The organism is Azospirillum sp. SYSU D00513 (genome assembly GCF_017356015.1).
GTDB lineage: Bacteria > Pseudomonadota > Alphaproteobacteria > Azospirillales > Azospirillaceae > Azospirillum.
Window position 1 is genome coordinate 76,729 of record NZ_JAFIQV010000017.1, and the last position, 22,543, is coordinate 99,271.

Annotated in this window: 19 protein-coding genes; 3 read left to right on the forward strand and 16 right to left on the reverse strand. The window is 70.1% G+C overall.

Going from position 1 to position 22,543, the window contains the following annotated elements:
- Positions 1–223 precede the first annotated feature (223 nt).
- The gene (locus tag JUB11_RS14500) at positions 224–994 is read left to right on the forward strand and encodes an IclR family transcriptional regulator (RefSeq protein ID WP_207459267.1); all 771 of its coding nucleotides are present in this window, start codon (positions 224–226) and stop codon (positions 992–994) included.
- A 24-nt stretch (positions 995–1,018) separates the two neighbouring features.
- On the opposite strand, the gene JUB11_RS14505 is transcribed toward JUB11_RS14500, so the two are convergent.
- The 9 genes from JUB11_RS14505 to JUB11_RS14545 form a co-directional block, all read right to left on the reverse strand.
- Entirely contained in the window at positions 1,019–1,927 is a 909-nt protein-coding gene (locus JUB11_RS14505) for a metallophosphoesterase (RefSeq protein WP_207459268.1), read from the reverse strand.
- 33 nt (positions 1,928–1,960) lie between these two features.
- Positions 1,961–3,055 (reverse strand): TauD/TfdA family dioxygenase, encoded by a 1,095-nt coding sequence (locus tag JUB11_RS14510; protein ID WP_207459269.1) that lies wholly within the window; start codon positions 3,053–3,055, stop codon positions 1,961–1,963.
- A gap of 158 nt (positions 3,056–3,213) precedes the next feature.
- Entirely contained in the window at positions 3,214–3,444 is a 231-nt protein-coding gene (locus tag JUB11_RS14515; RefSeq protein ID WP_207459270.1) for a hypothetical protein, read from the reverse strand.
- A gap of 75 nt (positions 3,445–3,519) precedes the next feature.
- Positions 3,520–6,558 (reverse strand): PAS domain S-box protein, encoded by a 3,039-nt coding sequence (locus tag JUB11_RS14520; protein ID WP_207459271.1) that lies wholly within the window; start codon positions 6,556–6,558, stop codon positions 3,520–3,522.
- A 94-nt stretch (positions 6,559–6,652) separates the two neighbouring features.
- Positions 6,653–7,981, reverse strand: coding sequence for a four-carbon acid sugar kinase family protein (locus JUB11_RS14525; RefSeq protein ID WP_207459272.1), 1,329 nt, complete (start codon positions 7,979–7,981; stop codon positions 6,653–6,655).
- A complete protein-coding gene (locus tag JUB11_RS14530; RefSeq protein ID WP_207459273.1) occupies positions 7,978–9,267 on the reverse strand; it encodes a ribulose-bisphosphate carboxylase large subunit family protein in 1,290 nt (429 codons plus the stop codon). Before JUB11_RS14530 ends, JUB11_RS14525 begins: the two co-directional genes overlap by 4 nt.
- An 11-nt stretch (positions 9,268–9,278) precedes the next feature.
- Entirely contained in the window at positions 9,279–9,818 is a 540-nt protein-coding gene (locus JUB11_RS14535) for a VOC family protein (protein WP_207459274.1), read from the reverse strand.
- Positions 9,819–9,883: 65 nt separating this feature from the next.
- Positions 9,884–11,773: a TRAP transporter large permease subunit gene (locus JUB11_RS14540; RefSeq protein ID WP_207459275.1), complete on the reverse strand. Its 1,890-nt coding sequence runs from the start codon at positions 11,771–11,773 to the stop codon at positions 9,884–9,886.
- 56 nt (positions 11,774–11,829) lie between these two features.
- On the reverse strand, positions 11,830–12,861 hold the full coding sequence (locus tag JUB11_RS14545) for a TRAP transporter substrate-binding protein (RefSeq protein WP_207459276.1): 1,032 nt from the start codon (positions 12,859–12,861) through the stop codon (positions 11,830–11,832).
- Between the two features lie 143 nt (positions 12,862–13,004).
- Here JUB11_RS14545 and JUB11_RS14550 point away from each other — a divergent pair, with 143 nt between their 5' ends.
- Together JUB11_RS14550 and JUB11_RS14555 are read left to right on the forward strand one after the other, a co-directional pair.
- Entirely contained in the window at positions 13,005–14,078 is a 1,074-nt protein-coding gene (locus JUB11_RS14550; RefSeq protein ID WP_207459277.1) for a LacI family DNA-binding transcriptional regulator, read from the forward strand.
- Between the two features lie 142 nt (positions 14,079–14,220).
- Entirely contained in the window at positions 14,221–16,632 is a 2,412-nt protein-coding gene (locus JUB11_RS14555) for an EAL domain-containing protein (RefSeq protein WP_207459278.1), read from the forward strand.
- A 12-nt stretch (positions 16,633–16,644) separates the two neighbouring features.
- Here the strand turns inward: JUB11_RS14555 and JUB11_RS14560 are convergent, their stop codons facing one another.
- The 7 genes from JUB11_RS14560 to JUB11_RS14590 all read right to left on the reverse strand — a co-directional run bounded on the left by JUB11_RS14560 (position 16,645) and on the right by JUB11_RS14590 (position 22,490).
- Positions 16,645–17,301 carry a glutathione S-transferase gene (locus JUB11_RS14560; RefSeq protein ID WP_207459279.1) on the reverse strand — a complete coding sequence of 219 codons (657 nt, stop codon included), beginning with the start codon at positions 17,299–17,301 and terminating at the stop codon, positions 16,645–16,647.
- Positions 17,302–17,466: 165 nt separating this feature from the next.
- Positions 17,467–17,976 carry a helix-turn-helix transcriptional regulator gene (locus JUB11_RS14565; protein ID WP_247887059.1) on the reverse strand — a complete coding sequence of 170 codons (510 nt, stop codon included), beginning with the start codon at positions 17,974–17,976 and terminating at the stop codon, positions 17,467–17,469.
- A gap of 298 nt (positions 17,977–18,274) precedes the next feature.
- Positions 18,275–19,195: a LysR family transcriptional regulator gene (locus tag JUB11_RS14570; RefSeq protein WP_207459280.1), complete on the reverse strand. Its 921-nt coding sequence runs from the start codon at positions 19,193–19,195 to the stop codon at positions 18,275–18,277.
- Between the two features lie 69 nt (positions 19,196–19,264).
- The gene (locus JUB11_RS14575; RefSeq protein WP_207459281.1) at positions 19,265–20,335 is read right to left on the reverse strand and encodes a putative sulfate exporter family transporter; all 1,071 of its coding nucleotides are present in this window, start codon (positions 20,333–20,335) and stop codon (positions 19,265–19,267) included.
- Between the two features lie 118 nt (positions 20,336–20,453).
- The gene (locus JUB11_RS14580) at positions 20,454–21,182 is read right to left on the reverse strand and encodes an amino acid ABC transporter ATP-binding protein (protein ID WP_207459282.1); all 729 of its coding nucleotides are present in this window, start codon (positions 21,180–21,182) and stop codon (positions 20,454–20,456) included.
- Complete coding sequence (locus JUB11_RS14585; protein WP_207459313.1) at positions 21,160–21,819, reverse strand: amino acid ABC transporter permease; 660 nt, start codon at positions 21,817–21,819, stop codon at positions 21,160–21,162. The genes JUB11_RS14580 and JUB11_RS14585 overlap by 23 nt, the downstream gene beginning before the upstream one ends.
- The gene (locus JUB11_RS14590) at positions 21,819–22,490 is read right to left on the reverse strand and encodes an amino acid ABC transporter permease (protein WP_207459283.1); all 672 of its coding nucleotides are present in this window, start codon (positions 22,488–22,490) and stop codon (positions 21,819–21,821) included. The genes JUB11_RS14585 and JUB11_RS14590 overlap by 1 nt, the downstream gene beginning before the upstream one ends.
- Between the last annotated feature and the right edge of the window lie 53 nt (positions 22,491–22,543).

Below are 22,543 nucleotides of genomic sequence, written 5' to 3' on the forward strand. Positions count from 1 at the left end.
GATGTCCGGCTCCCTGTGTTTCGTTCGCGCAGCCATGGCCCGGCACGGCACCGTGATGCACCGCCCGTCCACCGCCCGCGCACCTTGTCCGATATTTCGGACTTCGGTCTTGTATTCCGGACAAGCGAACGGTATATCGGACAAACACCGCTCGCAAGCCGAAAAGTGACGTGCTAAGCGGATGGGGTCACACGGGATCGGACTGGCGGATTGGACGGGCGGAATGACGACCGACGGCGTGGTTGAGAAGGCGACGGGGCGGGCGCGGGGCATCGACCGCGTCATCGGCCTGATGGAATATCTGCACCGGCGCCGCGCGCCCGCGCGCATCGCCGACATCGCGCGCGAGACGGGAACGCCGCGCTCCACGATGTACGAGCTGGTCAACACGCTGGTCGAGGCACGCTGGCTGGAGATGCGGTCCGACGACGGCATCGTCTATTTCGGGCCGGCGATGCATTACTTCGGCAGCGACTATCTGGACAGCGTGGACCTGATCCGGAAGGCGCGGACCGAGGTGGCGCACCTGTCCGAACGCATGGGCGAGACGGCGCAGTTCTGCGCGCTGGAGGGGAACAAGTACGTGGTCGTGCTGAACGAGCCCGGCCGGCGCATGTTCCGCATCAGCTCCGAGGTCGGCATCAAGGTGCCGATCCCCTGGACGGCCTCCGGCCGCCTGCTCGTGGACCACATGGGGCCGTCCGAGATCCTCGGCTTCATTCCGGAGGAGGATTTCACCCTACCCGACGGGCGCCGCATCGTGCAGGAGGAGTTCCTGCGCGACATCGCCGAGGCGCGGGCGGCGGGCTTCGTGCGGACCACCGCCCTGGTGGACCGCTTCACCACCTGCCTCGCCGCGCCGGTGCGCGACGCCGCCGGCTGCTGCACGGCGACAATCTGCTTCGTCGTCCCGGCCGACACCGAGGCGGAACAGCAGGAGGAGATGATCCGCCTGCTCAAGGACAGCGCCGCCAGGCTCTCCGTCCCGCAGTGAGGGGCACCCTGGCCGCCGGGGCCGTCATCCGGGCCGCGGGGCTCCGAGCGTGACGTGCGTGATCTCGGGCGGCACGCCGAAGCGGATCGGCAGGATGCTCGTCCCCAGACCGCCGGACACGATCAGGTGGCGGCCCTCCTCCTCGACATGGCCGTAGGCGTAGCGGTTGCCGAAGCGCGACGGAACCATCGGCGAGTAGCCGAAGACCCGCACCTGCCCGCCATGGGTGTGGCCGGACAGTGTGAGGGCGATCCGGTCCGGCACGGCGGGGAAGATGTCCGGCTCATGGGCCAGCAGGATGGCCGGCGCGTCGTCCGTCACCCTGGAGAGCGTTCCCTCCAGGTCATCGACCCCGACCATGGGCCGGCCGCGCAGCGCCAGCTGGTCGCCGAGGCCGAGCAGCCAGAAGGGCCGTCCGTCCTTCTCGATCCGAACCGCGTCGTTCTCCAGCACGGGTATGCCCACCGCCTCGAACGCGCGCCGGGCGCGGATCGGCCCGCGCCGGTTCCGTTGCGCGTCCCGGTCGTCCCACCAGTCGTGATTGCCGAGGATGGCGTGGACTCCGAGCGGCGCGCGGAGGTTCCGGAAGACCGCCGCGCAGTCGCGCACCGGCACGGGGCGGGTCACGAAGGGGTGGCTGGCCTCATAGTCGCCGAGAAGCAGGATGAGGTCCGACCCGAGCGCGTTCGCGGCCTCGACGACCTCCTCCAGCCGCGCGCGGGACATGTGGGGCTCGCCGGCGTGCGGGTCGGCGATGATGGTCATGGTCAGCGGCAGGTCCTCGGGCCAGCGCGGAAGGGCCGGCGCGTAACGCCGGACCGCCAGCCGGAACGCCGGCTCGACGCCGAAGGCGTAGGACCCAAGGGCGGTGAGCGCCGCCGCGGAGCCCAGGAGGGTCTTGAGGAACGCTCTCCGGCCGATCACGTCGCCCACGTGCCTTTTCGCAATGTGGAATGCCCGCCGGCCTCAGGACGCCGTCAGCGGCGCGTTGAAGCGGGTGGCCGGCAGGATGATGCCGCCGCGCTCGCCCGGTGCCACGGTGCCGAAGCGCTGGGCGAAGACCGGCGGCAGGGGGCGGGCTTCCTCCGGGGCGAGCCAGAGGCGCAGCAGGTGGCGCTTGCGCTCCGGCTCCGGCCAGTCCTCGAATCCCGTGCGGTCGTGCAGGAGCGTGTGGTTGAAGACGAACTGCATGTCCCCCGGCTCCAGCACCATGGTGAAATGCAGATCCGGGTCGTTGGTGAGGCCGTCGAGGAGGTCCAGCGCCTCCTTCAGCTCCGGGGTGATGCGCGGCGCGTCGGGAAAGCGCTGGGCGGAATCGATGTACTGGCGCTGGTAGATGGCCGAGAGCAGGCCGGCGTGCCAGTTGAAGACGGGGATCTCGAAATAGGGCTTCTGCCCCTCCGGCACCTCGCCGCGCCGGTCCGTGGCGATGGGCTGGAGGAGCAGGCGCAGCAGGTCCGGGCGGCGGCGGCGCATCTCGTTGAACAGCGTGACGGAGCTGACCAGCGCGCTGAGCCCGCCGGACTTCGCCGTCTTCAGGCAGAGCAGCCCGACGATGTCGGCGGAATCCGTGTGGAAGGTCTGGCGCTCGCGCGTCTGGTAGATGCGCACGGACGGGTCGTCGGAGCTGAGCCCGAGGTCGCGCACATGGCCCAGCACATGCCCCTGGGCGTTCTGCGGCCGGGGCCTGCCGAGATGCAGCCCGATGCCGTAGAAGGCCGCCGCAGCCTCATAGGCCGACCAGCGCTCCACCGGCAGCCCGCGCAGCAGGGCGAAGCCGCGCCCGTCCATCAGCTCCGCCAGCATCTCCGCCAGGCGCGGCCCCAGCAGCGGCAGGGGGAAGTCCTCCCGGCGCAGGGTGGCGATGTCGCCCCGGGTCGCCGTGAAGCGCGCCGTCGCCGCCTCGACCTCCGCGATCTCCGCCTCCGACAGGACGGTCAGCCAGTCGCCGCTCGCCGCCATGTCCGGCCCGTACCAGGCGGACGGCTCCTCGATCGCCGGCGGCAGGTCGCTGAAATCCTCGGCACCAGTCCCGGCGGCCTTCGCGTTGATGTCCGGCATTTCCCTCATCCCTTCCAAGGCCCGGTCTTGGCACGCCGGGCGCGGGCCGCATCCTAGCGGCATCCCGGCGCCCGTTCGAGCGCGAAGCGTGATTGAGAAACGGCTGTTATCGAAGATGGATGTGCTTGTGCCGAAACCGGTGAGGATAGGGGACCCAATTATTTCGATCGGCCCGCCATGAGGCGTGCCAGGAACTCCTTCCGGCTCATGTCACCTGTGCAGGTGACGGCGATCCGGCCCTGTTCGGCAAGATCGGCGGCGACAACGACATGGGCCAAAGCCTCGGTCGCGTCTTCGGAAGGCTCGCCTGGCGCCGTGCGCGTGGGAATGACTCCATTGCCATGACCAGCCAGGGCGCCACTGTTGGTCTGCTTCCGCATGGATGTCATGACGGGTCTCCTCCTCTCACGACGTAACGCGACGGCGCGCCTGCTTCAAGGACCACCGTACCGCCCGGCCAAGCCTCACGCCGATGCTGCCTCATCCACCCCCGCCGCCTCCGACAGCACGCCGTCGAGCAGCCGCACGAGATGGTCGATGCGGTAGGGCTTGGCGAGCACCTGGATGCCGGTGGCCCGCGCGATCTCCTCGCTGTAGCCGGTGGCGAGAATCACCGGCAGGCCGGGGAAGCGGGATTGGGCCTCGCGCGCGAGGTCCACGCCGCTCATGCTGCCGGGCATGACCACGTCGCTGAACAGCAGGTCCACGGCGCCGGTCTCCAGCAAGGGCAGCGCCTCGTCCGCGGTGGCGGCGCGCAGCACGGTGAAGCCGGCGTCTTCCAGGGCCGTGCCGACGGTCATGGCGACGATGGGGTCGTCCTCCACCACCAGAACGCGCCCGCCGACGCGGGTGCCGGCGCCGGGCTGGGCCGGGCGCGGATCGCCGGCGGCGGGGGCGGCGGCCGTGCGCGGCAGCAGGATGTGCACGGTGGTGCCCCTTCCCTCCTCGCTGTCGATCAGGGCGGTGCCGCCGGACTGGCGGGCGAAGCCGTAGACCTGGGACAGGCCGAGGCCGGTGCCCTTGCCGACCTCCTTGGTGGTGAAGAAGGGGTCGAAGGCGCGCGCCCGCACCTCGGCCGGCATGCCGGCGCCGGTATCCGACACGGACAGCCGCAGGAACTCGCCCGACAGCCCGCCGGGGCCGTCCCCGGCCAGCGTGGCGTTGGAGGCGCGGACGGTCAGCGTGCCGCCGCCGGGCATGGCGTCGCGCGCGTTCACCGCGAGGTTGATCAGCGCCAGCTCGAACTGGGTCGGGTCCACCTCGACCGGCCAGAGGCCGGGGGCGAAATCCACCTCCAGCCGGACGCTGGCGCGCAGGGCCTGCGACAGCAGGTCGGTCATGCCGAGCACGCGGTCGCGGACGTTGACCGGCTCCGGCCGGAGCGCCTCGCGCCGCGCGAAGGCCATGAGCTGCTGGACCAGCTTGGCCCCGCGCTCCACGGCCTGCCGCCCGGCGTCGAGAAGCGGCCCCACGCGCGGGTCCTGCACCCGCCTGCCGATCATCTGAAGGCAGCCCGACATGGCCTGGAGCAGGTTGTTGAAGTCGTGCGCCACTCCGCCGGTAAGCTGGCCCAGCGCCTCGGTCTTCTGCGCCTGCAGCAGTGCGGCCTGCGCGCGCTCGCGCTCCTGCACCTCCTCGGTCACGCGCGCCTCCAGCGTGGCGTTGAGGGTGCGGACCTCCTCCTCGGCCAGCTTGCGGTCGTGGATATCGGTGCTGGCGCCGAACCAGCCGGTGACGGTCCCGTCCGCGTCGCGAACCGGTTCCGCGCGGGCGAGGTACCAGCGGTGTTCGCCGTCGTACCGCCGGTAGCGCACCTCGACCTCGTAGAGGACCTGATGGGTGCGGGAATGCTCCCAGGTCGTGGCCGTGCGCGCCGCGTCGTCGGGGTGCAGCGTGTCCGCCCAGCCGTTCGGCAAGGCCTGCTCCGGGGTCTGCCCGGTGTATTCGTACCAGCGGTCGTTCAGCCAGGTGATCGTGCCGTCCGGATTGCCGAACCAGACGAAGGCGGGCGCCAGGTTGGCGAGCTGGCGGAACCGCTCCTCGCCGAGGCGCAGCGCCTCCCCGGCCTCCTTCATCTCGGTGATGTCGATGACCGAGCCGATATAGCCGAGGAAGGTCCCGTCGTCAGCGAAATGCGGCGCCGCCGCGTCGATCGCCCAGCGGTACTCGCCGTCGGCGCGGCGCAGCCGGTATTCGACCCGGAAGGGCCGCTGCGTCGCGTTGGCGTCGCGGAAGGCCTTCTCGCTGCCCGGCTTGTCGTCCGGGTGGGTGGCGTCGAGCCAGCCGAAGCCCAGGCCGGTTTCCGGCATCTGGCCGGTGAACTCGTACCAGGAGCGCGACAGGTAGCTGCAGCGTCCGTCCGGTTCAGTGACCCACACCATCACCGGCGCGTTGTCGGCCAGGTGACGGAAGCGCTCCTCGCCCGCGCGCACCAGCGCCAGCGCCTTGTCGCGTTCGCGTTCCTGCGCGGACAGCAGGCCGGCGACCCGGTCGATCTCGGTGATGCCCGAAGCCCGGCGCGCGGGCGCCGGATCGGCCGGCCCCCCGGCGGTTCCGGCCCAGGCGAGCCGCGCGAGGGGCCGCGTGATGCCGCGGGCGACGAGCATGGCGAGCAGCAGCCCGATGCCGAGCAGAAGGACGGCGGTCCCGGCGAGCAGCCACAGCTGCTGGCGGAAGGGACCGATCAGCGACTCCCTGGGAACCGCGATGGCGGTGGTCCAGCCGGTGACGGCGGAGCGGTGGAAGGTCACATACACCGACTGCTGGCCGTCGCGGCTCGGCATCTCGGTCCAGTGCCCCTCGTCGGAGGTCTCCAGGGCCTTGATGACCCCCGGAATGCCGGGCTGGCCGATCAGCCGCTCCTCGTCGTGGGAGCGGCCGGCGATGAGCATCTTGCGGTCGAGGACGACGCCCGTCCAGGCGTCGGGCAGGCGCTGGGCGCGGATCACCTCCCCCAGCGTTTCCGGCAGGAGGCCCATGGCGAGCACGTAGCGCACGCCGCCCCCGACGAAGACCGGCACCTCGACCGAGAGGATGGGGCGACGCTGCACCGCGGCCTGGACCAGGTCGGAGACCTGCGGCCGGCCGGTCTCCACGACGCGCCGCAGGGTTTCCAGCTCCGTGCGGCGGGGCAGCGGGCTTCCGTAAGGGCGGTTGGTGCTGGCGAGCTGCTGCCCGTCGGGGTCCAGGAGGACGATGCCGATGCCGCGCTTCTTCACCGCCTCCATGATCTGCGCGTGGAAGCGCGCGAGATCTCCCGCCTGGAGCGCCGGCGAGGTGGCAAGAATCTCCAGCGACAGCTGCGTCTCGGAGATGTAGCGCTCCACCGCCCCCGCCAGGGCGTGGACCTGGGCGTCCACCTGCTCCGCGAGGCGGCGGTTCTGCGCCTCGAGGAAACGGTAGCCGAGCCCCGTCGTGAAAAGGGTCAGGGGGAGGATGCAGGCCAGCACCAGCAGCACGAGCCGCGTGCGCACGGACGTGCCGCCCGCCAATCCACCAGACAATCGGACCCCTCCACCGCGCCGCTTTGAGTCGCGACCTTATCCCAGCCGCGCCGGTCCGGGGAGACTGCCCTTCGCCTTAGGCGGTCCGTTCGGGTCAGGCGGCGCCCCGCGCCAGCCGCTCGAACAGGTCCGGCGGCCCCATCTGGCCGCCCTTCAGCATCAGCTCGACGCCGTCGGACTCCGGACGGTCCGCGCGGGTCCGGCACAGCGTCACGCCGGGGGCGAGCGCCGCGCGGTAGGACAGGCCCCAGAGGCCCAGCGCCTTGACCGCCTTGCTGGAGGTGTCGCCACCGGCGATGCCGACGCGGCGCATGGGCACGCGGCGCAGCAGCTCCGCGGCGAAGGTGGCGGTGGCGTCGGCCACGGCGGCGGCGCTTGCCGTATCGGGGGCAGCGCCCTCCGGCGGCGCGGTCCAGACCAGCAGGTTGCGCCCCTCGCGCAGGCGGCCGGCCGCCTCCTCCAGAAGGGCCGCGCCATAGGCCGGATCCCGGCGCAGGCGCAGGGCGTCGGCCGGCATGCGGTCGAAGGAGCGGGCGGCCTCCACCTGCGCCCGCGTCACCGGTGACAGGCTGCCGGCCATCACGAAGACCGGTCCCTCGGCCGGGCCGAGCGGCGCTTCCGACGGCGGGGCTTCGGCGGGTGCCGCAATAGGCATCTCCCCTGCCCCTTGCCAGTGCGCCACGAGCGCCTGCGCGACGCCGGTCGGTCCGACCGCCAGCAGCGGCGCGCGGCGGGCACGTTCCCAGATCAGCCGGCCCACGGTGGCGAGGTCCGCCGGGCGGGCGACGTCCAGCAGGACCGCCTCCGCGCCCTCCCCCACCAGCCGGTCCAGCCGGCGGTCCAACTCTTCCGGATCCAGCTCGTAATCCGGGTAATGGAGCGCGGCGATGTCCGCCAGCCCCTGCGCCTCCAGATGCAGGCGCAGGTCCGCCTCGGCCATGGGGGTGACGGGGTGGGCCTTCATGGTGGGGTGGCGGTCCAGACGGTGGACGGCGCCGCCCGTGCCGGCGGCGGCGAAGAGCGTGCTGAACAGGAGATAGCGCCCGATGTTCGGCTGGCCGCCGACGATGGGGACGAAGGGGTTGGCGGCGAAGCGCCGCAGGATCGCCACCGCCGCACCGATGCTGCCGATGCCCGGCGCGCTGTCGAAGGTCGAGCAGGTCTTGTAATGGATCACGGGCGTGGCGAGGCCCGCGAGGAAGCGCCCGACCGGCTCCAGCTCCGCCGCCATGGCGGCGGGCTCCATGGTCCGCGCCGCCCCGGCGATGCCGACGGCGTCGAGCGGGCCGGCGGCGGCGAGACGGGCGGCGTCCGGCACCTCCAGGAACAGCAGGGCGCGCAAGCCCGCCCGCGCCACCGCCGCCAGCGTGTCGGTGGCTCCAGTGAAGTCGTCGCCGTACCAGCCGAGCCGGGGCGCCGTCACTTGGCGCCCGCGCCGAAGAAGACCAGCGCCCGGCTCAGCTCCGGCCGGTCCTGCGCCGCCCCCTCCAGGTTTTCGCCGGCGCGCACCGCGTCCCAGGCCTGGCGGATGCTGGCGACGCCGGCGGCGGGGCCGTCGGGGTGGGCCATGATCCCGCCGCCCGACATGAAGAGCAGGTCGTCGGTTCCCGCCGCCTCCCAGGTGGCCGGCACGGTGCCCGCCCATTGGCCGGAGGAGAAGGCCGGCATGACGCGGTCCTGCAACGCCTCGCCCTCCGGCCCATCGGCCAGCGGGGCGAGGCAGGCCCTGGCGCCCTCGATCACCTCCTCGTCCGGCTGGGCGAACTTGCCCTGAAGCCCGTGGACATGCATGTGATCGACGCCGGCCAGCCGCCAGAGCGCCTGGTAGGCGTCGAAGCCGATGCCGAGACCGGGGTGTCGCGATAGCGCGCCGAAGCCGTTGCGGTGACCGTGCAGCGCCAGCCCGCTGTGCCGGCGCAGGGTCTGCACGGCGGAGAAGCCGCACCAGTTCAGGCTGACCATGACGCAGCTCCCGCCCTCGCGCTCCACGAGGTCGGCGTGGCGGCGCATGGCGTCGGTCTCGTCCGTGATGTTGAAGGCGACCATCACATGCTTGCCGGTGCGATCCTCGTGGCGGCGGACCCGCGCCATCACGGCGGGAACTCGTTCGGCGAGCGGGGCGTGCACCGGGTCGGCGCAGATCTCGTCGTCCTTGATGAAGTCCAGCCCGGCCTGGCACAGGCTTGCCACGAGATCACCGGTCTCCTCCGCCGAGAGGCCGAGGTTCGGCTTGATGATGGAGCCGACCAGCGGCCCTTCCAGGGCGCCGGTCAGCCGCCGCGTGCCGGCGACGCCATGGCGCGGCCGGTCGAAGCGGGCGCGGTAGCCGGCCGGCAGCCGCACTGATTCCAGCCGCAGCCCCGTCACCTCGCCCAGGTCGAACAGGTTGCCGGCGACCGTCGCGGCCAGCGTCGGCAGGTTGGCCCCGACGTTGCCGGTGGGGAAGGAGATGGTCACGCGCGCCCGCCGCCACGGCCCCGCCCGGCCCTGCCGCTCCAGCCAGCTGTTCGGCAGGCCGGGGGCGGCGGCGGACTCCAGTTCCTCGATCCGTTCGACCAGGGCGCGGGCGCGGGCGCGCAGCTCGTCGGTCTCTCCCTGGACGCGGGTGAAGGTGCCGCAGGACTGCTCCCCCGCCATCACCTCCGCCACCTGGGCGGGGTCCAGCGGCGTTTCGATCAGATAGGTCGCCTCGAAGCGGTCGGCGCGCATGCCCGTCGCCCTCACAGGCTGTTCAGGTCGGGGAAGGGCCGCACGGGGTCGCGCCCGTCCCAATCCTGCGAGGCATTGCGGATGAGGTCGAACATCCGGCCCTTGGGGCCAGCGACCTCCGACAGCTCGATCACCGTGCCGGGGTGGTATTCGGTGTCGAAATAGACGAAGCGCCCGCGCTCCCCCACCTCACCGCTCATCACCACCTTGAAGCCGCGCTCCTCGGCGCGCGCGAGGTCGGCGTCGAAATCCTCGGTCCAGTAGGCGACGTGCTGGAGGCCCGTGTTCCCGGCGCGCAGGAAGTCGCGGTACATGGAGGGCGCGTCGTTGCGGGTCTGGATCAGCTCCATCTGCAACGGGCCGGAATTGGCGAGCGCCACCGAATTGTGGACCTCGTGGAATTCGCCCCGGTAGCGGTAGTTCCGGATCGGGACGCGCTCGTTGTAGAACCAGGGGCCGACGCCCAGGACGCGGCTCCAGTAATCCATGGACGCCTCGATGTCCTGCACCACATAGCCAGCCTGACGGATCTGGCCGAAGAAACGGCTCATGACGGACTCCTGATGTTCGGGGAAGGTGCTGCCGCTCGATGCGGCGGCCGGCCGGAAGGAAAGGCCTAGAAGGGAAGGAAGCCGGTGGAGATCCAGGGCACCGCCGCAACGACGACGAGGCCGACCAGAAGGGCCGCGACATAGCCCCAGATGTGCCTCAGCCCCTCGTCGGGATGGACCTTGGAGATGGCGCAGGCGCCGTAGTAGCCGACGCCGAAGGGCGGCGCGAAGAGCCCGATGCCCATGGCGAAGATCACGACCATCGCGTAATGCACCTCGTGCACCCCGGCGTCGCGGGCGATGGGGAACAGCAGCGGCCCGAACAGCACGATGGCCGGGATTCCCTCCAGCACGCTGCCGAGGATGATGAAGGCGACGATGGAGATGGCGAGGAAGCCGTAGCCGCCGCCGGGGATGCCGGACATCCAGCGCGCGAGGTCCTGGGAGAAGCCAGATTGCGTCAGGCCCCAGGCCATGGCGGTGGCGCAGCCGACGATGAAGATGATGGCACCGGTGAGGGACGCCGTCTCGATCAGCATGGAGCGCAGCCGCGACCAGTCGAACCGGCGGTAGATCAGCAGCCCGGCCAGCGCCGAATAGGCGATGCCGATGGTCGAGACCTCGGTGGCCGTCGCCACCCCCTCCACCACGGCGGCGCGGATCACGAAGGGCAGCAGGATCGCCGGCAACGCCACGACCGCCAGCCGCGCGATCTCCCGCGCCGGGGTGCGCTCGACATGGCTCAGATCCTCGTTGCGATAGCGCCACCAGACGACGGCGCAGAGTGCCGCCCCCAGCACCACCGCCGGCAGCAGGCCGCCGGCGAAGAGGGCGGCGATGGACACGCCGGTGACCGAGCCGATGGTGATCAGCACGATGCTCGGCGGGATGGTCTCGGTCTGCGCGCCGGTGGCCGCGAGCAGCGCCACGAGGTCGCCCGGAGGGGCGCCGCGCTTCTTCATCTCCGGGAACAGCACCGGGGCGATGGCCGCCATGTCGGCGATCTTCGATCCGGAAATGCCGGACACCAGATACATGGCGCCGATCAGCACATAGGACAGGCCGCCGCGCACATGGCCCAGCAGGCTCGCCAGGAACTGGATCATCGCCCGCGCCATGCCGGTCATCTCGATCAGCAGGCCGAGGAAGACGAAGAGCGGCACGGCCAGCAGAATCAGGTGGGACATGCCCTCGTCCAGCCGCCCGACCATCACCAGCAGCGGGGTGGAGGTGGTGAGCGCCAGATAGCCGAAGGTGGCGAGCGCGAAGGAGAAGGCGATCGGCACGCCGGCGAAGACGTTCGCCGCCACCAGCCCGACGAAGAAAATGACGAGGTTGGCCTGCCCCAGCGGCTTCAGCACCGGCCCCAGCAGCCAGAAGAGGCCCGCCAGCCCGACGGTCAGCGCCACCGCCATCACAACCGTCCGCGGCGGCGCCACCCGCATCAGCCGAAAGACGGCTGCCGCCAGCATCAGCGCGACGCCGGTGGGGATCGCCGCCGCCCGCCAGGCGTTGCTGATCTCCAGCGCCGGGGTGACGATGAACTGCTCCTCCACCGCGTAATCGACGGCGGGGTGCAGGATCATCAGCAGGAAGGCGATGGGCGCCGTCACCGCCAGCGTTTCCAGCAGCGCCCGCGCGCCTGGCCCGACCCGGCCGACCAGCCCGGTCATGCGCATGTGCTCCCCGCGCTGGAGGGCGACGACCGCCCCCAGCATGGACAGCCACAGGAACAGGATCGAGGCCAGCTCGTCCGACCAGATCAGCGGCGCGTGGAAGACGTAGCGCGCCACCACGCCGCTGAAGAGGACGGCGATCTCGACCAGCACCAGCAGGGCCGCGGCACTCTCCACCGCCAATGCGAGCGCACGGTCCAGCCGTGCGGCCGGGGAAGCCGGGGCGGTGCCGGGCGTGCCGGCGCCGTGCAGGTCGAGGGCGGTCGCATGGCGGGACATCGTCGCATGCTCCTTGATGATGAGGAATGGGTGGGAGATGAGAGGAGGCGCCGGGCTCAGGCGAGCTTGCCGACGGCCCCTTCCAGAAGCGCCCAGGCGTCGTCGCCGAAGCGGCCCTTCCATTCCCCGTAGAAGCCGGCGTCGCGCAGCTTGGCGCGGAAGCTCTCCGGATCGGTCGCGTTGAAGCTCAGCCCCTTGGACTGGAGGTCGGCCTGGACCGAGGCGTTCAGCGCCTTGATGTCCTCGCGCTGCTGCATGCCGGCCTCATTGATGGCGCGGGACACGATCGTCTGGAGGTCGGTCGGCAGGCTCTTCCAGGCGCGGCCGTTGGCGATGAACCAGAAGCCGTCCCAGATGTGGTTGCTGAGCGCGCAGTGCTTCTGCACCTCGTAGAGCTTGGCGACCTGGATGATCGGCAGCGGGTTTTCCTGCGCGTCCACGATGCGCGTCTGGAGCGAGGAATAAACCTCGCTGAACTGGAGGCTGGCCGGGGCGGCGGACAGGGCCTTGAACATGGAGATGCTCAAGGGGCTGACCGGCACGCGGATTTTCAGCCCGTCCATGTCGGCGGCGGACTGGATCGGCTTGGCGCCGCTGGTCATCTGGCGGAAGCCGTTGTCCCACATCCGCTCGAAGGCGTGGAGGCCGACCTTGGAGATGGCCTCGCGCACATGGCCGCCGACCTTGCCGTCCATCGCCGCCCAGACCTGATCGTAGTCGGTGAAGGCGAAGCCGACGGCGTTGATGGCCGCCACCGGCACCAGCGTCGCGATGACCAGCGCCGACGGCGTGAAGAAGGTGATGCCGCCGCTGCGCACCTGGGACAGCATGTCGGTGTCGCCGCCGAGCTGGTTGTTCGGGAAGATCTTGATTTCCACCCGCCCGTTCGTTTCGGAGGCGATACGGTCGGCCGCCTGCTGCGCCCGCACGTTCAACGGATGGGTCATCGGCAGGTTGTTGCCGTAGCGGAACGAAAACTCGGCGGCCCGTGCTACGCGCGGCATGCCCAGCACGGCGCCTCCGGCGAGCCCCGCCGCGGGAACGGCGGCGAAGGACTTCAGCATGGCGCGGCGTGACATCTCGATCATGGTTTCCTCCCGGGAAATGGATGCAGGATTGATTGATCCTGATGTTTTTCATTGATTGTTAGCTTGACGGTAGATTTCGGAAAAGGCAGTGTCAAACCTGTTTTCTGATGTAATTTGATGGGTTGATGGAGAAAGACTCGACGATGCCGGACCATTCCGATGCCGTAACGATGGGCCGGCCCGCGGCGGCGGGGCTCCCGCGGATCGCCGACATCGCGCGGCTGTCCGGCGCTTCGACGGCGACGGTGGACCGCGTGCTCAACCAGCGGCCGGGGGTGCGCGCCGCCACGGCTCAACGCGTGCTGAAGGCGGCGGCCGAGCTGGGCTACCTGCCGGAGGGGGAAATCCAGGCCGCCGCCGCGCCGAAGCCGATGCGGCTGCTGTTCCTTCTGCCGGAGGGGAACAACCGCTACCTGACCATGCTCGGCCAGCTCATCCGGTCGGCGGAGGCACAGGGCCTGGCCCCGGCGGCCCGCTGCCAGGTGGAGCACATCAAGAGCTTCAACCCGGAACTGCTGGCGCGCACGCTCGTCGCGAACTGGCGCAAGGCGGACGGCATCGCCTTCATGGCGCTGGAGCATCCGGCCGTGCGGGAGGCGGTCAACGAGCTGGCCGAACGCGGCGTGCCCAGCGTGACGGTGATCTCCGACATCCTGAACTGCCGCCGTGCGGCCTATGTCGGGCTCGACAACCGCTCCACCGGCCGCACCGCCGGCTATCTGATCGGCCGCTTCCTCGGCCGCCGCCCGGCCAAGGTCGCCATGATCGCCGGCAGCCTGAGCTACCGCGCGCATGAAGAGCGGGAGATGGGCTTCCTGCACATGCTGAACGAGGAGTTCCCCTCGGTCGAAGTGGTCGGCCTGCGCGAGGCCCACGACGACGAGGCGAAGAGCTACCGCCAGACCAAGACGCTGCTGAGCCACCACCCGGACCTCGCCGGCATCTACAGCATCGGAGGCGGGGCCGAGGGCGTGGCCCGCGCGCTGAGGGAGGCACGGCGGGAGCGGGAGATCGTCTTCCTCGGCCACGGGCTGACGCCGGAGACCCGCGCGCTTCTGATCGACGGCACGATGGACGCCGTCATCACCCAGGACCCGCGCGGCACGCTCGCCGGCTGCCTGTCCATCTTCGCCAACCTGCGCGCCGCCCGCGACCCGATGCAGGGCGTCGAGCCCGCGCGCAGCGAGGTGATCTTCCGGGAGAACCTGCCTCAGTAGCGGGCGCCCGGCCTGCTCGGGGCGGGCGGCGAACGCGGCCGAGGTTCCGGTTTTGTTAAAGGGTGCTTACAGTTTGTTAACGCGACATATGGTTGAATGGTCGCAATAGAAATAAGAACGACCTTGCGCCACGATGAAAACGATGAAGGCTCAGACGGCAAGGCTCTTTCTCAGCGTGTCGGCCTTCATCGCGCTGTCGTCGGTGCCCGCGCTCGTCAGCCATCTGGAATTGCGGGATCTCAGGACCGAGACGCACAACCTGTCCCATGCGGCGCAGCAGGTCCGGGAATTCCGCGACTTTTCCAGCAACATCGACCAGTCGGTTCATGAACTGCGCATGCTGTCGCTCGCCGTGAGCAGCACGGGGGCCATACCCCCGCTCACCGCGACGGCATCGGTCTTCCAGCAGCTGCGCGGGCGCAAGGAGATGCTGGACAGCAGCGGGATCGCCCACCTGACCACCGTGCAGGGCCGCATCCTGGCGAGCCACGTCGAGAACATCCTGCGCATCTGGGACAACGCCATCGAGGGCGCGCCGTTCGGCGGGAGTCTTTCCGACTTTTCGGCGCAGATGGACCGCCTGCTCACACACGCGAACCGGGCCAAGGCCCTGCTGCAAGAGGCCGAGGCTCAGCTGAACAGGGAGTCGGACGAGGCCTACGCCGAATCCCTCCTGCTGATCGACCGCGCCTCCCAGCTTCTGCTGTGGGTGCTCGGCATCGGCGGGCTGATCAACGTGCTGTCCCTGTGGAGGACGCAATATTCCTCCCACCTCAAGCACCTTGCCCTGTCGCGCCTTTCCGAGGCGAACGCCGTCCTTCAGGAAAAGGAACAGGACCTCGCCGCGCAGATCATCATGTTCGAATCCGCGCTCGACAACATGGCCCAGGGGCTGTGCATGTTCGACCGGGACAACAGGCTGATCGCCTGCAACAGGAACTTCCAGAAGCTCTACGACCTGCCCGAAGCGCTCTCAAAGCCCGGAGCGACGCTCCAGGAGTTTCTCGCCTTCTTCGTCAGCACGGGCAATTACGCCGGCCCCGACCCGGAAAGCTACGTCCGGGAGCGGCTGCACATCGCCGAGAAGAACGACGTCGCGGAGCATTTTCTCGATTTCATCAACGGCCGGACGATCCGGATCGTCCGCAAGGCGATGCCCAACGGGGGCTGGGTCGCGACCCATGAGGATGTCACCGCGCAGAAGAGGTCCGAGGCCCAGATCACCTTCCTGGCGCACCATGACCCTCTGACCGGCCTGCCCAACCGGACGCAGTTCCACGACAATCTGGAACGAGAGCTGGCCCGGCTCGGCGCGAACGGGCAGATCGCCGTGCTGTTCCTGGACCTCGACCGCTTCAAGACGGTCAACGACACGCTCGGGCACGCGGTGGGCGACGCGCTTCTCAAGGAAGTCGCCCGGCGGATCGCCGACTGCATCCGCAGCACGGACAGCTTCGCGCGGCTCGGCGGCGACGAGTTCGCCATCCTCCTGGCGCCGACCCGGCCGGAGGACACCGCAGCACTCGCCAACCGGGTCATCCAGGCGCTGGATGCGCCGTTCCACATCGACGGCGTCAAGATCGCGGTCGGCACCTCGGTCGGCATCGCCTTCGCCCCGGACCATGGCCGCAGCTCCACCCAGCTCCTGAAGCGGGCCGACACGGCGCTCTACCGGGCCAAGGCGGAGGGGCGCAACATCCACCGCGTCTTCGAGGAGGGCATGGAGGCGCAGTCGGAAAGCCGGCGCGAGCTGGAGTTCGACCTGAGGACGGCCGTCATCGAACGGCAGTTCCTTCTGCACTACCAGCCCATCGTCGACCTGCGGACGCTCCGCATCCTGGGATTCGAGGCGCTCGTGCGGTGGAACCACCCCAGGCGCGGCATGGTCTCGCCGGCCGAGTTCATTCCGCTGGCGGAAGAATCGGGGCTGATCGTCCCGATCGGCGCCTGGGTCCTGCGCGAGGCCTGCCTGGAGGCCGCGCGCTGGCCGTCGGCGCTGAAGCTGTCGGTGAACATCTCCCCCGTCCAGGTCGCGAGCGCGACGATCACGGACGACGTGTCCGAGGCACTCCGGCAATCGGGGCTGGGTGCCTGCCGCCTGGAGTTGGAGATCACGGAATCGGCCATCTTCGGGGACGCGGACCACGCGCTGGCAGCGCTGGGCCGGCTGCGGGAGCTCGGCGTGCGGATCTCGATGGACGATTTCGGGACGGGCTATTCGTCCCTGAGCTATCTGCACAAATACCCGTTCGGCAAGATCAAGGTGGACCGCTCCTTCGTGTCCGGGCTTTCCCTGGACGGCCGCTATCTCTCGATCATCCGGGCGGTCATCAACATCGGCCGCAGCCTGAACATGACCATCACGGCGGAGGGCGTGGAGACCCGCGAACAGCTCGAGCTGCTGCGGGCCGAAGGGTGCGACGAGGCCCAAGGCTTCCTGTTCGGCCGGCCGATGCCCGCCGACCGGATCGCCGCCATGCTCGACAGCCCCCCGGTCCTCGCCCTGCCGCCCGTCCCGCCCGCCGTCCAGCGCGGGGTGCGGGCGGCCGGTTAGAGCCAAGCCGGATCAGGTCAGCGGCGGCGCGACGTGCCGCGCGAAGCCGGGGCGCTCCGCCACGCGGCCGTACCATGCGGAGAGGTGCTGGAGATCCGGGCGGCCCTCCACCTCCACGCCGTACCAACGCCGCGCGTAGCCGCCCAGCGCGATGTCCGCCAGCGTGAATGTGTCGCCCTCGACGAAGGGGCCGCCCTGGGCGAGATGATCGTCCAGAAGGCGCCAGAGATCGCCGCTCGCCTTGGCCGAAGCCTGGATCGCCGCCATGTCGCGCTTCTCGGGGGCCGTGCGGATCATGCCGTGGAACATGGCCCGCTCCGCCGGCCCCAGCGTCGAAAGCACCCAGTCGAGCCAGCGCTCCACCCGCGCCCGCGCCGCGGCCGCTTGCGGGTAGAGCGAACGGCTCGGCCCCTGCGTGTCGGTCTCCGCCTGCCGCAGGGCGAGGTAGCGCATGATGGCGTTGGATTCCCACATCACAACATCGCCGTCGACCAGCGTGGGAATGCGCCCGTTGGGGTTCAGGGCGCGGAATTCCGGCGTGTCGAGCTTTCCGAACTGCAGGCCGGCGTCGATGCGCTCGAACGGAACGCCCAGTTCGTCGCAGCACCACAGCACCTTCTGCACGTTGACGGAATTGACCCGTCCCCAGACGCGCGGCGTGTCTTGCATGTCCGTCTCCCACCCTTCCATCAACCCGTCCTGCGGGACGGAGTAACCCGCCGTCAGCCGGCGGCAATGGATTCTGCGCCCTGCCCGTCCGGCGCGCAAGGAAGGCCGGGGTGGGCGGGCCGGCGGCTCAACGAATCGTGATCCGCCCGCGAAACGGCCCGGCAGTCATTCCGCGTCCGGATCGATTGCCTGTTCATCGGGCTTCTCGGCCTTGGTGCCGGAGCAGGCCTTCGCGATGGCCTCGAAGGTGTCGTGGAGGCGTTTGCGCAGGAGCGGGTCGGCGATCCGGTGATAGGCCTTCATCAGTTCCAGCGTCTCGCGCTTGACCATGAGGTCGGGCTCGCGGTCGTCGGCGGGCGCCGAATCCGCCCGGTCCGGGGCGAGGCCGCCGCGCCCGCGCAGGCCGTCCGGCATGTCGTCGAAGAAGAAGGACACCGGCACGTCGAGCGCGCGGCCGAACTCCCAGAGCTTCGAGGCCGAAACCCGGTTGGCGCCCTTCTCATATTTCTGGATCTGCTGGAAGGTCAGTCCGACCGACTGGCCGAGCTGGGTCTGGGTGATGCCCATCAGCGTGCGGCGGTGCCGGACCCGCTTGCCCACATGGATGTCCACCGCGTCGGGGCCTTGTGCCTCGCCACCCGCTTCCATGCTGTCCACGCGCTTGCCTCGTGCCATCTGCCCGCCGTCCCATGCCGTCCCGGCCGCCTCGGCCCGGATGGGGAGGCGGCATACTATAATATGCAATAAATGCCGGAAACAGGGTGCCTTTGGCAACGGCCTTCTGCGTGGAGAATGCTCCACCTTCTCCAATCCGAACACCGGAAAGAGAAAAGCCCGCCGCTTTCCGCGAGGAAAGCGGCGGGCCGAGCACATAGCGTCCGCCATCGACTGCGAACGGTGCAAAATTAATGTGCCTCTCCGGATATGTCACGTTTCGTTTGTATGACGTACGACCCGGATCGGCGGGCGGGCGCTACGCGCCTGCGGCGGGATCATCCGGCCCGCCCTCCAGCAGCGCCAGCATCGCGCGCTCGGCCCGCGTTTCGTGCCTTTCCCTATGGCGCAGGACCAGGAAGCGCCGCTTCGGCAGGGACAGCGGGATCCGCACCAGCGTGCCGGCACGCAGGGCCGAGGCGACGACCAAACGGGAGATCACGGTGGCGCCCGCCCCGGCCTCCACGGCGGCGCGGACGGCCTCGTTCGACGGCAGTTCCAGCGCGACGTCGAGGGCAGCGGGTGCCAGGCCGGCGTCCCGCAGGGCCGCCTCGAACATGGCCCGCGTTCCCGAGCCGGCTTCGCGCAGGACCCAGCGCAGATCGGTGAGCGCGCCGAGATCCGCCGGAGACTGGCCGTCCCGCGCGGGCTTGGCCCAGGGATGATCCGGACCGACCACCAGCACCAGTTCATCCTCCGCGACCGGGCGGGCGGCGAGGGCCGGGTCATCGGCCTCCCCTTCGACGAAGCCCAGTTCCGCGATGCCCTCGCGAGTCCAGTTGGCCACCCTTTCGCTGTTGCCGATGGAAAGGCTGAGCGCGATGCCGGGATAGAGATCCTGGAAACGGCGCATCAGCGGCGGCAGCCAGTAGTTCGCGATGGTCTGGCTGGCGGCGAGCGCGAGGCTGCCCTTCCTCAGCCCGGCGAGGTCGGCCAGCACGCGCTCGGCCGCCGCCGCGCGGGCCAGGACGGCGCGCGCCTCCGGCAGGAACAGCCGCCCGGCTTCCGTCAGCTCGATGCGACGGCCGACGCGGTTGAACAGCTTCGTCGCGTAGCGGGATTCCAGGGCGGCGATCGCCGAACTGGTCGCCGACTGGGTCAGGTTGATGTCGCGGGCGGCCCTGGTGACATGCTCGCGCTCCGCGACCGCGACGAAGATCCGAAGCTGTTCCAGCGTCATGACACGGCCATTCCTTCCATCCGCACGGTACGGGTTTGACGAGTGTAGCCCCTTTCGCCCCCGCCGCGCCTACAGGATGCCGAGCAGCCGGATCAGCCCGAGGCTGAGGGCGCCGAGCGCCAGCAGCGACAGGACGGCCGCCGCCGTGACCCGTCCCCCTGCCCGCGCCACCACCCGGACATCGACGCCGAGCCCGAGCGCCGCCATCGACAGGACGGTGAAGGCGTCGGCCGCCGCGGCGAGCGGTGCCAGGGCGGCCTCCGGGATAAGCCCGGCCGTCCGCAGCCCCGCAAGGCCGAGGAAGCCCAGTATGAACCAAGGAACGGCGTGGTGCGCGGCAAGGCGCCCCTTCGCCGGCTCGTCCCGACCGCCGAAGCGGGACAGCAGAAGCACGGCGGGCGCCAGGGTGAGCACGCGCACGAGCTTCACCAGCGTGCCGACCTGGACGCTGAGCGCCGAGACCGGCGCCGTCGCGGCCACCACCTGCGGCACCGCGTAGACGGTCAGCCCGGCGAACAGGCCGTATTGCAGGTCGCTGAGCCCCAGCGCCGGAACGGCCAGCGGCAGACCCAGCACGACCAGCACCCCGAGCACGGCGGTGAAGGCGATGGAGGCCGCGACCTCCTCGCCATGGGCGTCGATGGCCGGCGCGATGGCCGCGATGGCGGAGTTGCCGCAGATGGCGTTCCCGCCCGCCACGAGGATCGCCAGCCGGTGCGGCAGGCCGAGAAGCCGCCCGATCCCGTAGCCCGTGGGGATCGCCAGCGCCACGACCCCGGCGATTCCCAGCAGCAGGAGCGGACCGGCCGCCAGCACCGCCCCGGCGCTAAAGGACGCCCCCAGCAGCATCACCGCGACCTCCAGCAGGGTCTTCCCCCCGAAACCGATGCCGGGCTCCCAGCGGGGGCCGGGCGACCAGGCCGTGCGCAGCGTGGTCCCGAACAGGATCGCCAGCACCAGCGGCTCCAGCCAGGTCCGGCCGAAGACCGCCTCCTCAAGACGCTGGACCCCGAAGGCGAGCAGCGTGACGCCGCCGCAGAGCAGCAGCCCCGGCAGGAGGGAGCGCAGGCGATCCACGCCGGGATGGGCACCGAGGGGACGGACGTCCGGAACGGTTGGAAGGGGAGAACGGCTGGGCATGCGTGGCCTCCATCGCTGATGGCCACAAGCTGTGCCCTACCCTCCGTTCGATCCAACGCATTGTGTCGGTGCTATCGATCGATCCCGCCGATCGATCGGTGCCGAGCCGGTGCCTCCCCTAAAGCTGCGCGCCCAGGAACTGCTGGAGTTCCGGGGTGCGCGGGCTGGCGAACAGGTCCTCCGGCGGACCGGCCTCGTGGATGCGCCCCTGGTGCATGAAGACGAGCCGGCTGCAGACGTCGCGCGCGAAGCGCATCTCGTGCGTCACCATCAGCAGGGTCATGCCGTCGGCGGCCAGTTCCTTCACGACGGCGAGCACCTCGTTCACGAGTTCCGGGTCGAGCGCCGAGGTGATTTCGTCGCAGAGGAGCGCGATCGGCTGCATCGCCAGCGCCCGCGCGATGGCGACGCGCTGCTGCTGCCCGCCGGAAAGCTGGTCGGGGAAGGCGTCGAACTTGTGGCCGAGCCCGACGCGGTCGAGCATGCGCCGTGCCATCGCCTCCGCCTCGTCCTTGGGCGTCTTCTTGACGACCATCTGCGACAGCATGACATTGCGCCCGGCGGACAGGTGCGGGAACAGGTTGAACTGCTGGAAGATCATGCCGACCTTCAGCCGCAGCGCCTTCAGGTGCAGGTCGTCGGGCAGGACATGCGCGCCCGCGACGAGGATCGAGCCGTCATCGATCGTCTCCAGCCCGTTGATGCAGCGGAGCAGCGTGCTCTTGCCCGAGCCGCTGCGGCCGATGATGGCGATGACCTCGCCGGGCGCGACGTCGAGGTTGATGCCCTTCAGCACCTCGACCTCGCCGAAGCGCTTCTTCACCTCAGTGATGGCGATGAGCGGCATTGAGCTTCCTTTCCAGAATCTGGCTGCTCCTGGACAGGGGCCAGCAGAGTGCGAAATAGATCAGCGCGACGAGGCCGTAGACCGTGAAGGGCTGGAAGGTGGCGTTGGTCACGACCGTGCCGGCCTTGGACAGCTCGACGAAACCGATGATCGAGGTGAGCGCCGTGCCCTTCACCACCTGGACCGAGAAGCCGACGGTGGGCGGCACCGCCACCCGCAGGGCCTGGGGCAGGATCACGTGGCGCATCTGCTGGACATAGCCCATGCCGAGGCTGGCCGAGGCCTCCCACTGCCCCTTCGCGACGGACTCCACGCAGCCGCGCCAGATCTCCGCCAGGAAGGAGGCCGTCCACAGGACCAGCGCCAGCCCGGCGGCGAGCCAGGCCGGCACGTCGACGCCGAAAAGGCCGAGGCCGAAGAAGGCGAGGAAGAGCTGCATCAGCAGCGGCGTGCCCTGGAACAGCTCGATGTAGCCCCTGGCGAAGATCCGGCCCGCGCGGGCGCGCCCGATCCGCAGGAAGAGCAGCGCCACGCCGAGGATGCCGCCGCCCAGGAAGGAGACCAGCGACAGAAGGATGGTCCAGCGCGCCGCGAGCAGGAGGTTGCGCAGGATGTCCCAGGTGGAGAATTCCATCATCATCGCGCGGCCCTCCTGGGGAAGAGCGCCCAGCCGACGCCGCGCAGGGCCTGGCGCAGGAGAAGCGCCAGCAGCAGATAGACGCCCGTGGAGACGAAATAGGCCTCGAAGGCGCGGAAGTTGCGGGACTGGATGAAGTTGGCGGCGAAGGTCAGGTCCTCCGCGGCGATCTGCGACACGACGGCGGAGCCCAGCATGACGATGACGATCTGCGAGGACAGGGCCGGCCAGATCCGTTGCAGCGACGGGATCAGCACCACGTGCCGGAAGGTCTCGAACCGCGTCATGGCGAGGCTGACGCCGGCCTCGAACTGGCCGCGCGGCGTCGCCTGGATGCCGGCGCGGATGATCTCGCCGCTGTAGGCGCCGAGATTGACGATCATGGCGAGGTTGGCGGCCTGCAGCTCCGACATGCGCAGGCCGATGGCGGGCAGGCCGAAGAAGATGAAGAAGAGCTGGATCAGGAAGGGCGTGTTCCGGATCAGCTCGACGTAGAGGCCGGCGACCGGACGGAGCCATCCGGGGCCGAGCGCCCGCGCCCAGGCGCAGGCGACGCCCAGCGCCACCCCGAACAGGGCGCCGACGAGGGTCAGCTCCACCGTAATGGCGAGCCCCTTCAGAAGGACCGGCCAATAATCGGCGAGCCACGAAAAGTCGAACTGGTAGGTCATGCATCCCTTCCCATCGGACGGCGGCTGCGGCGCGGGGGGCGGAGGGCCGCAGC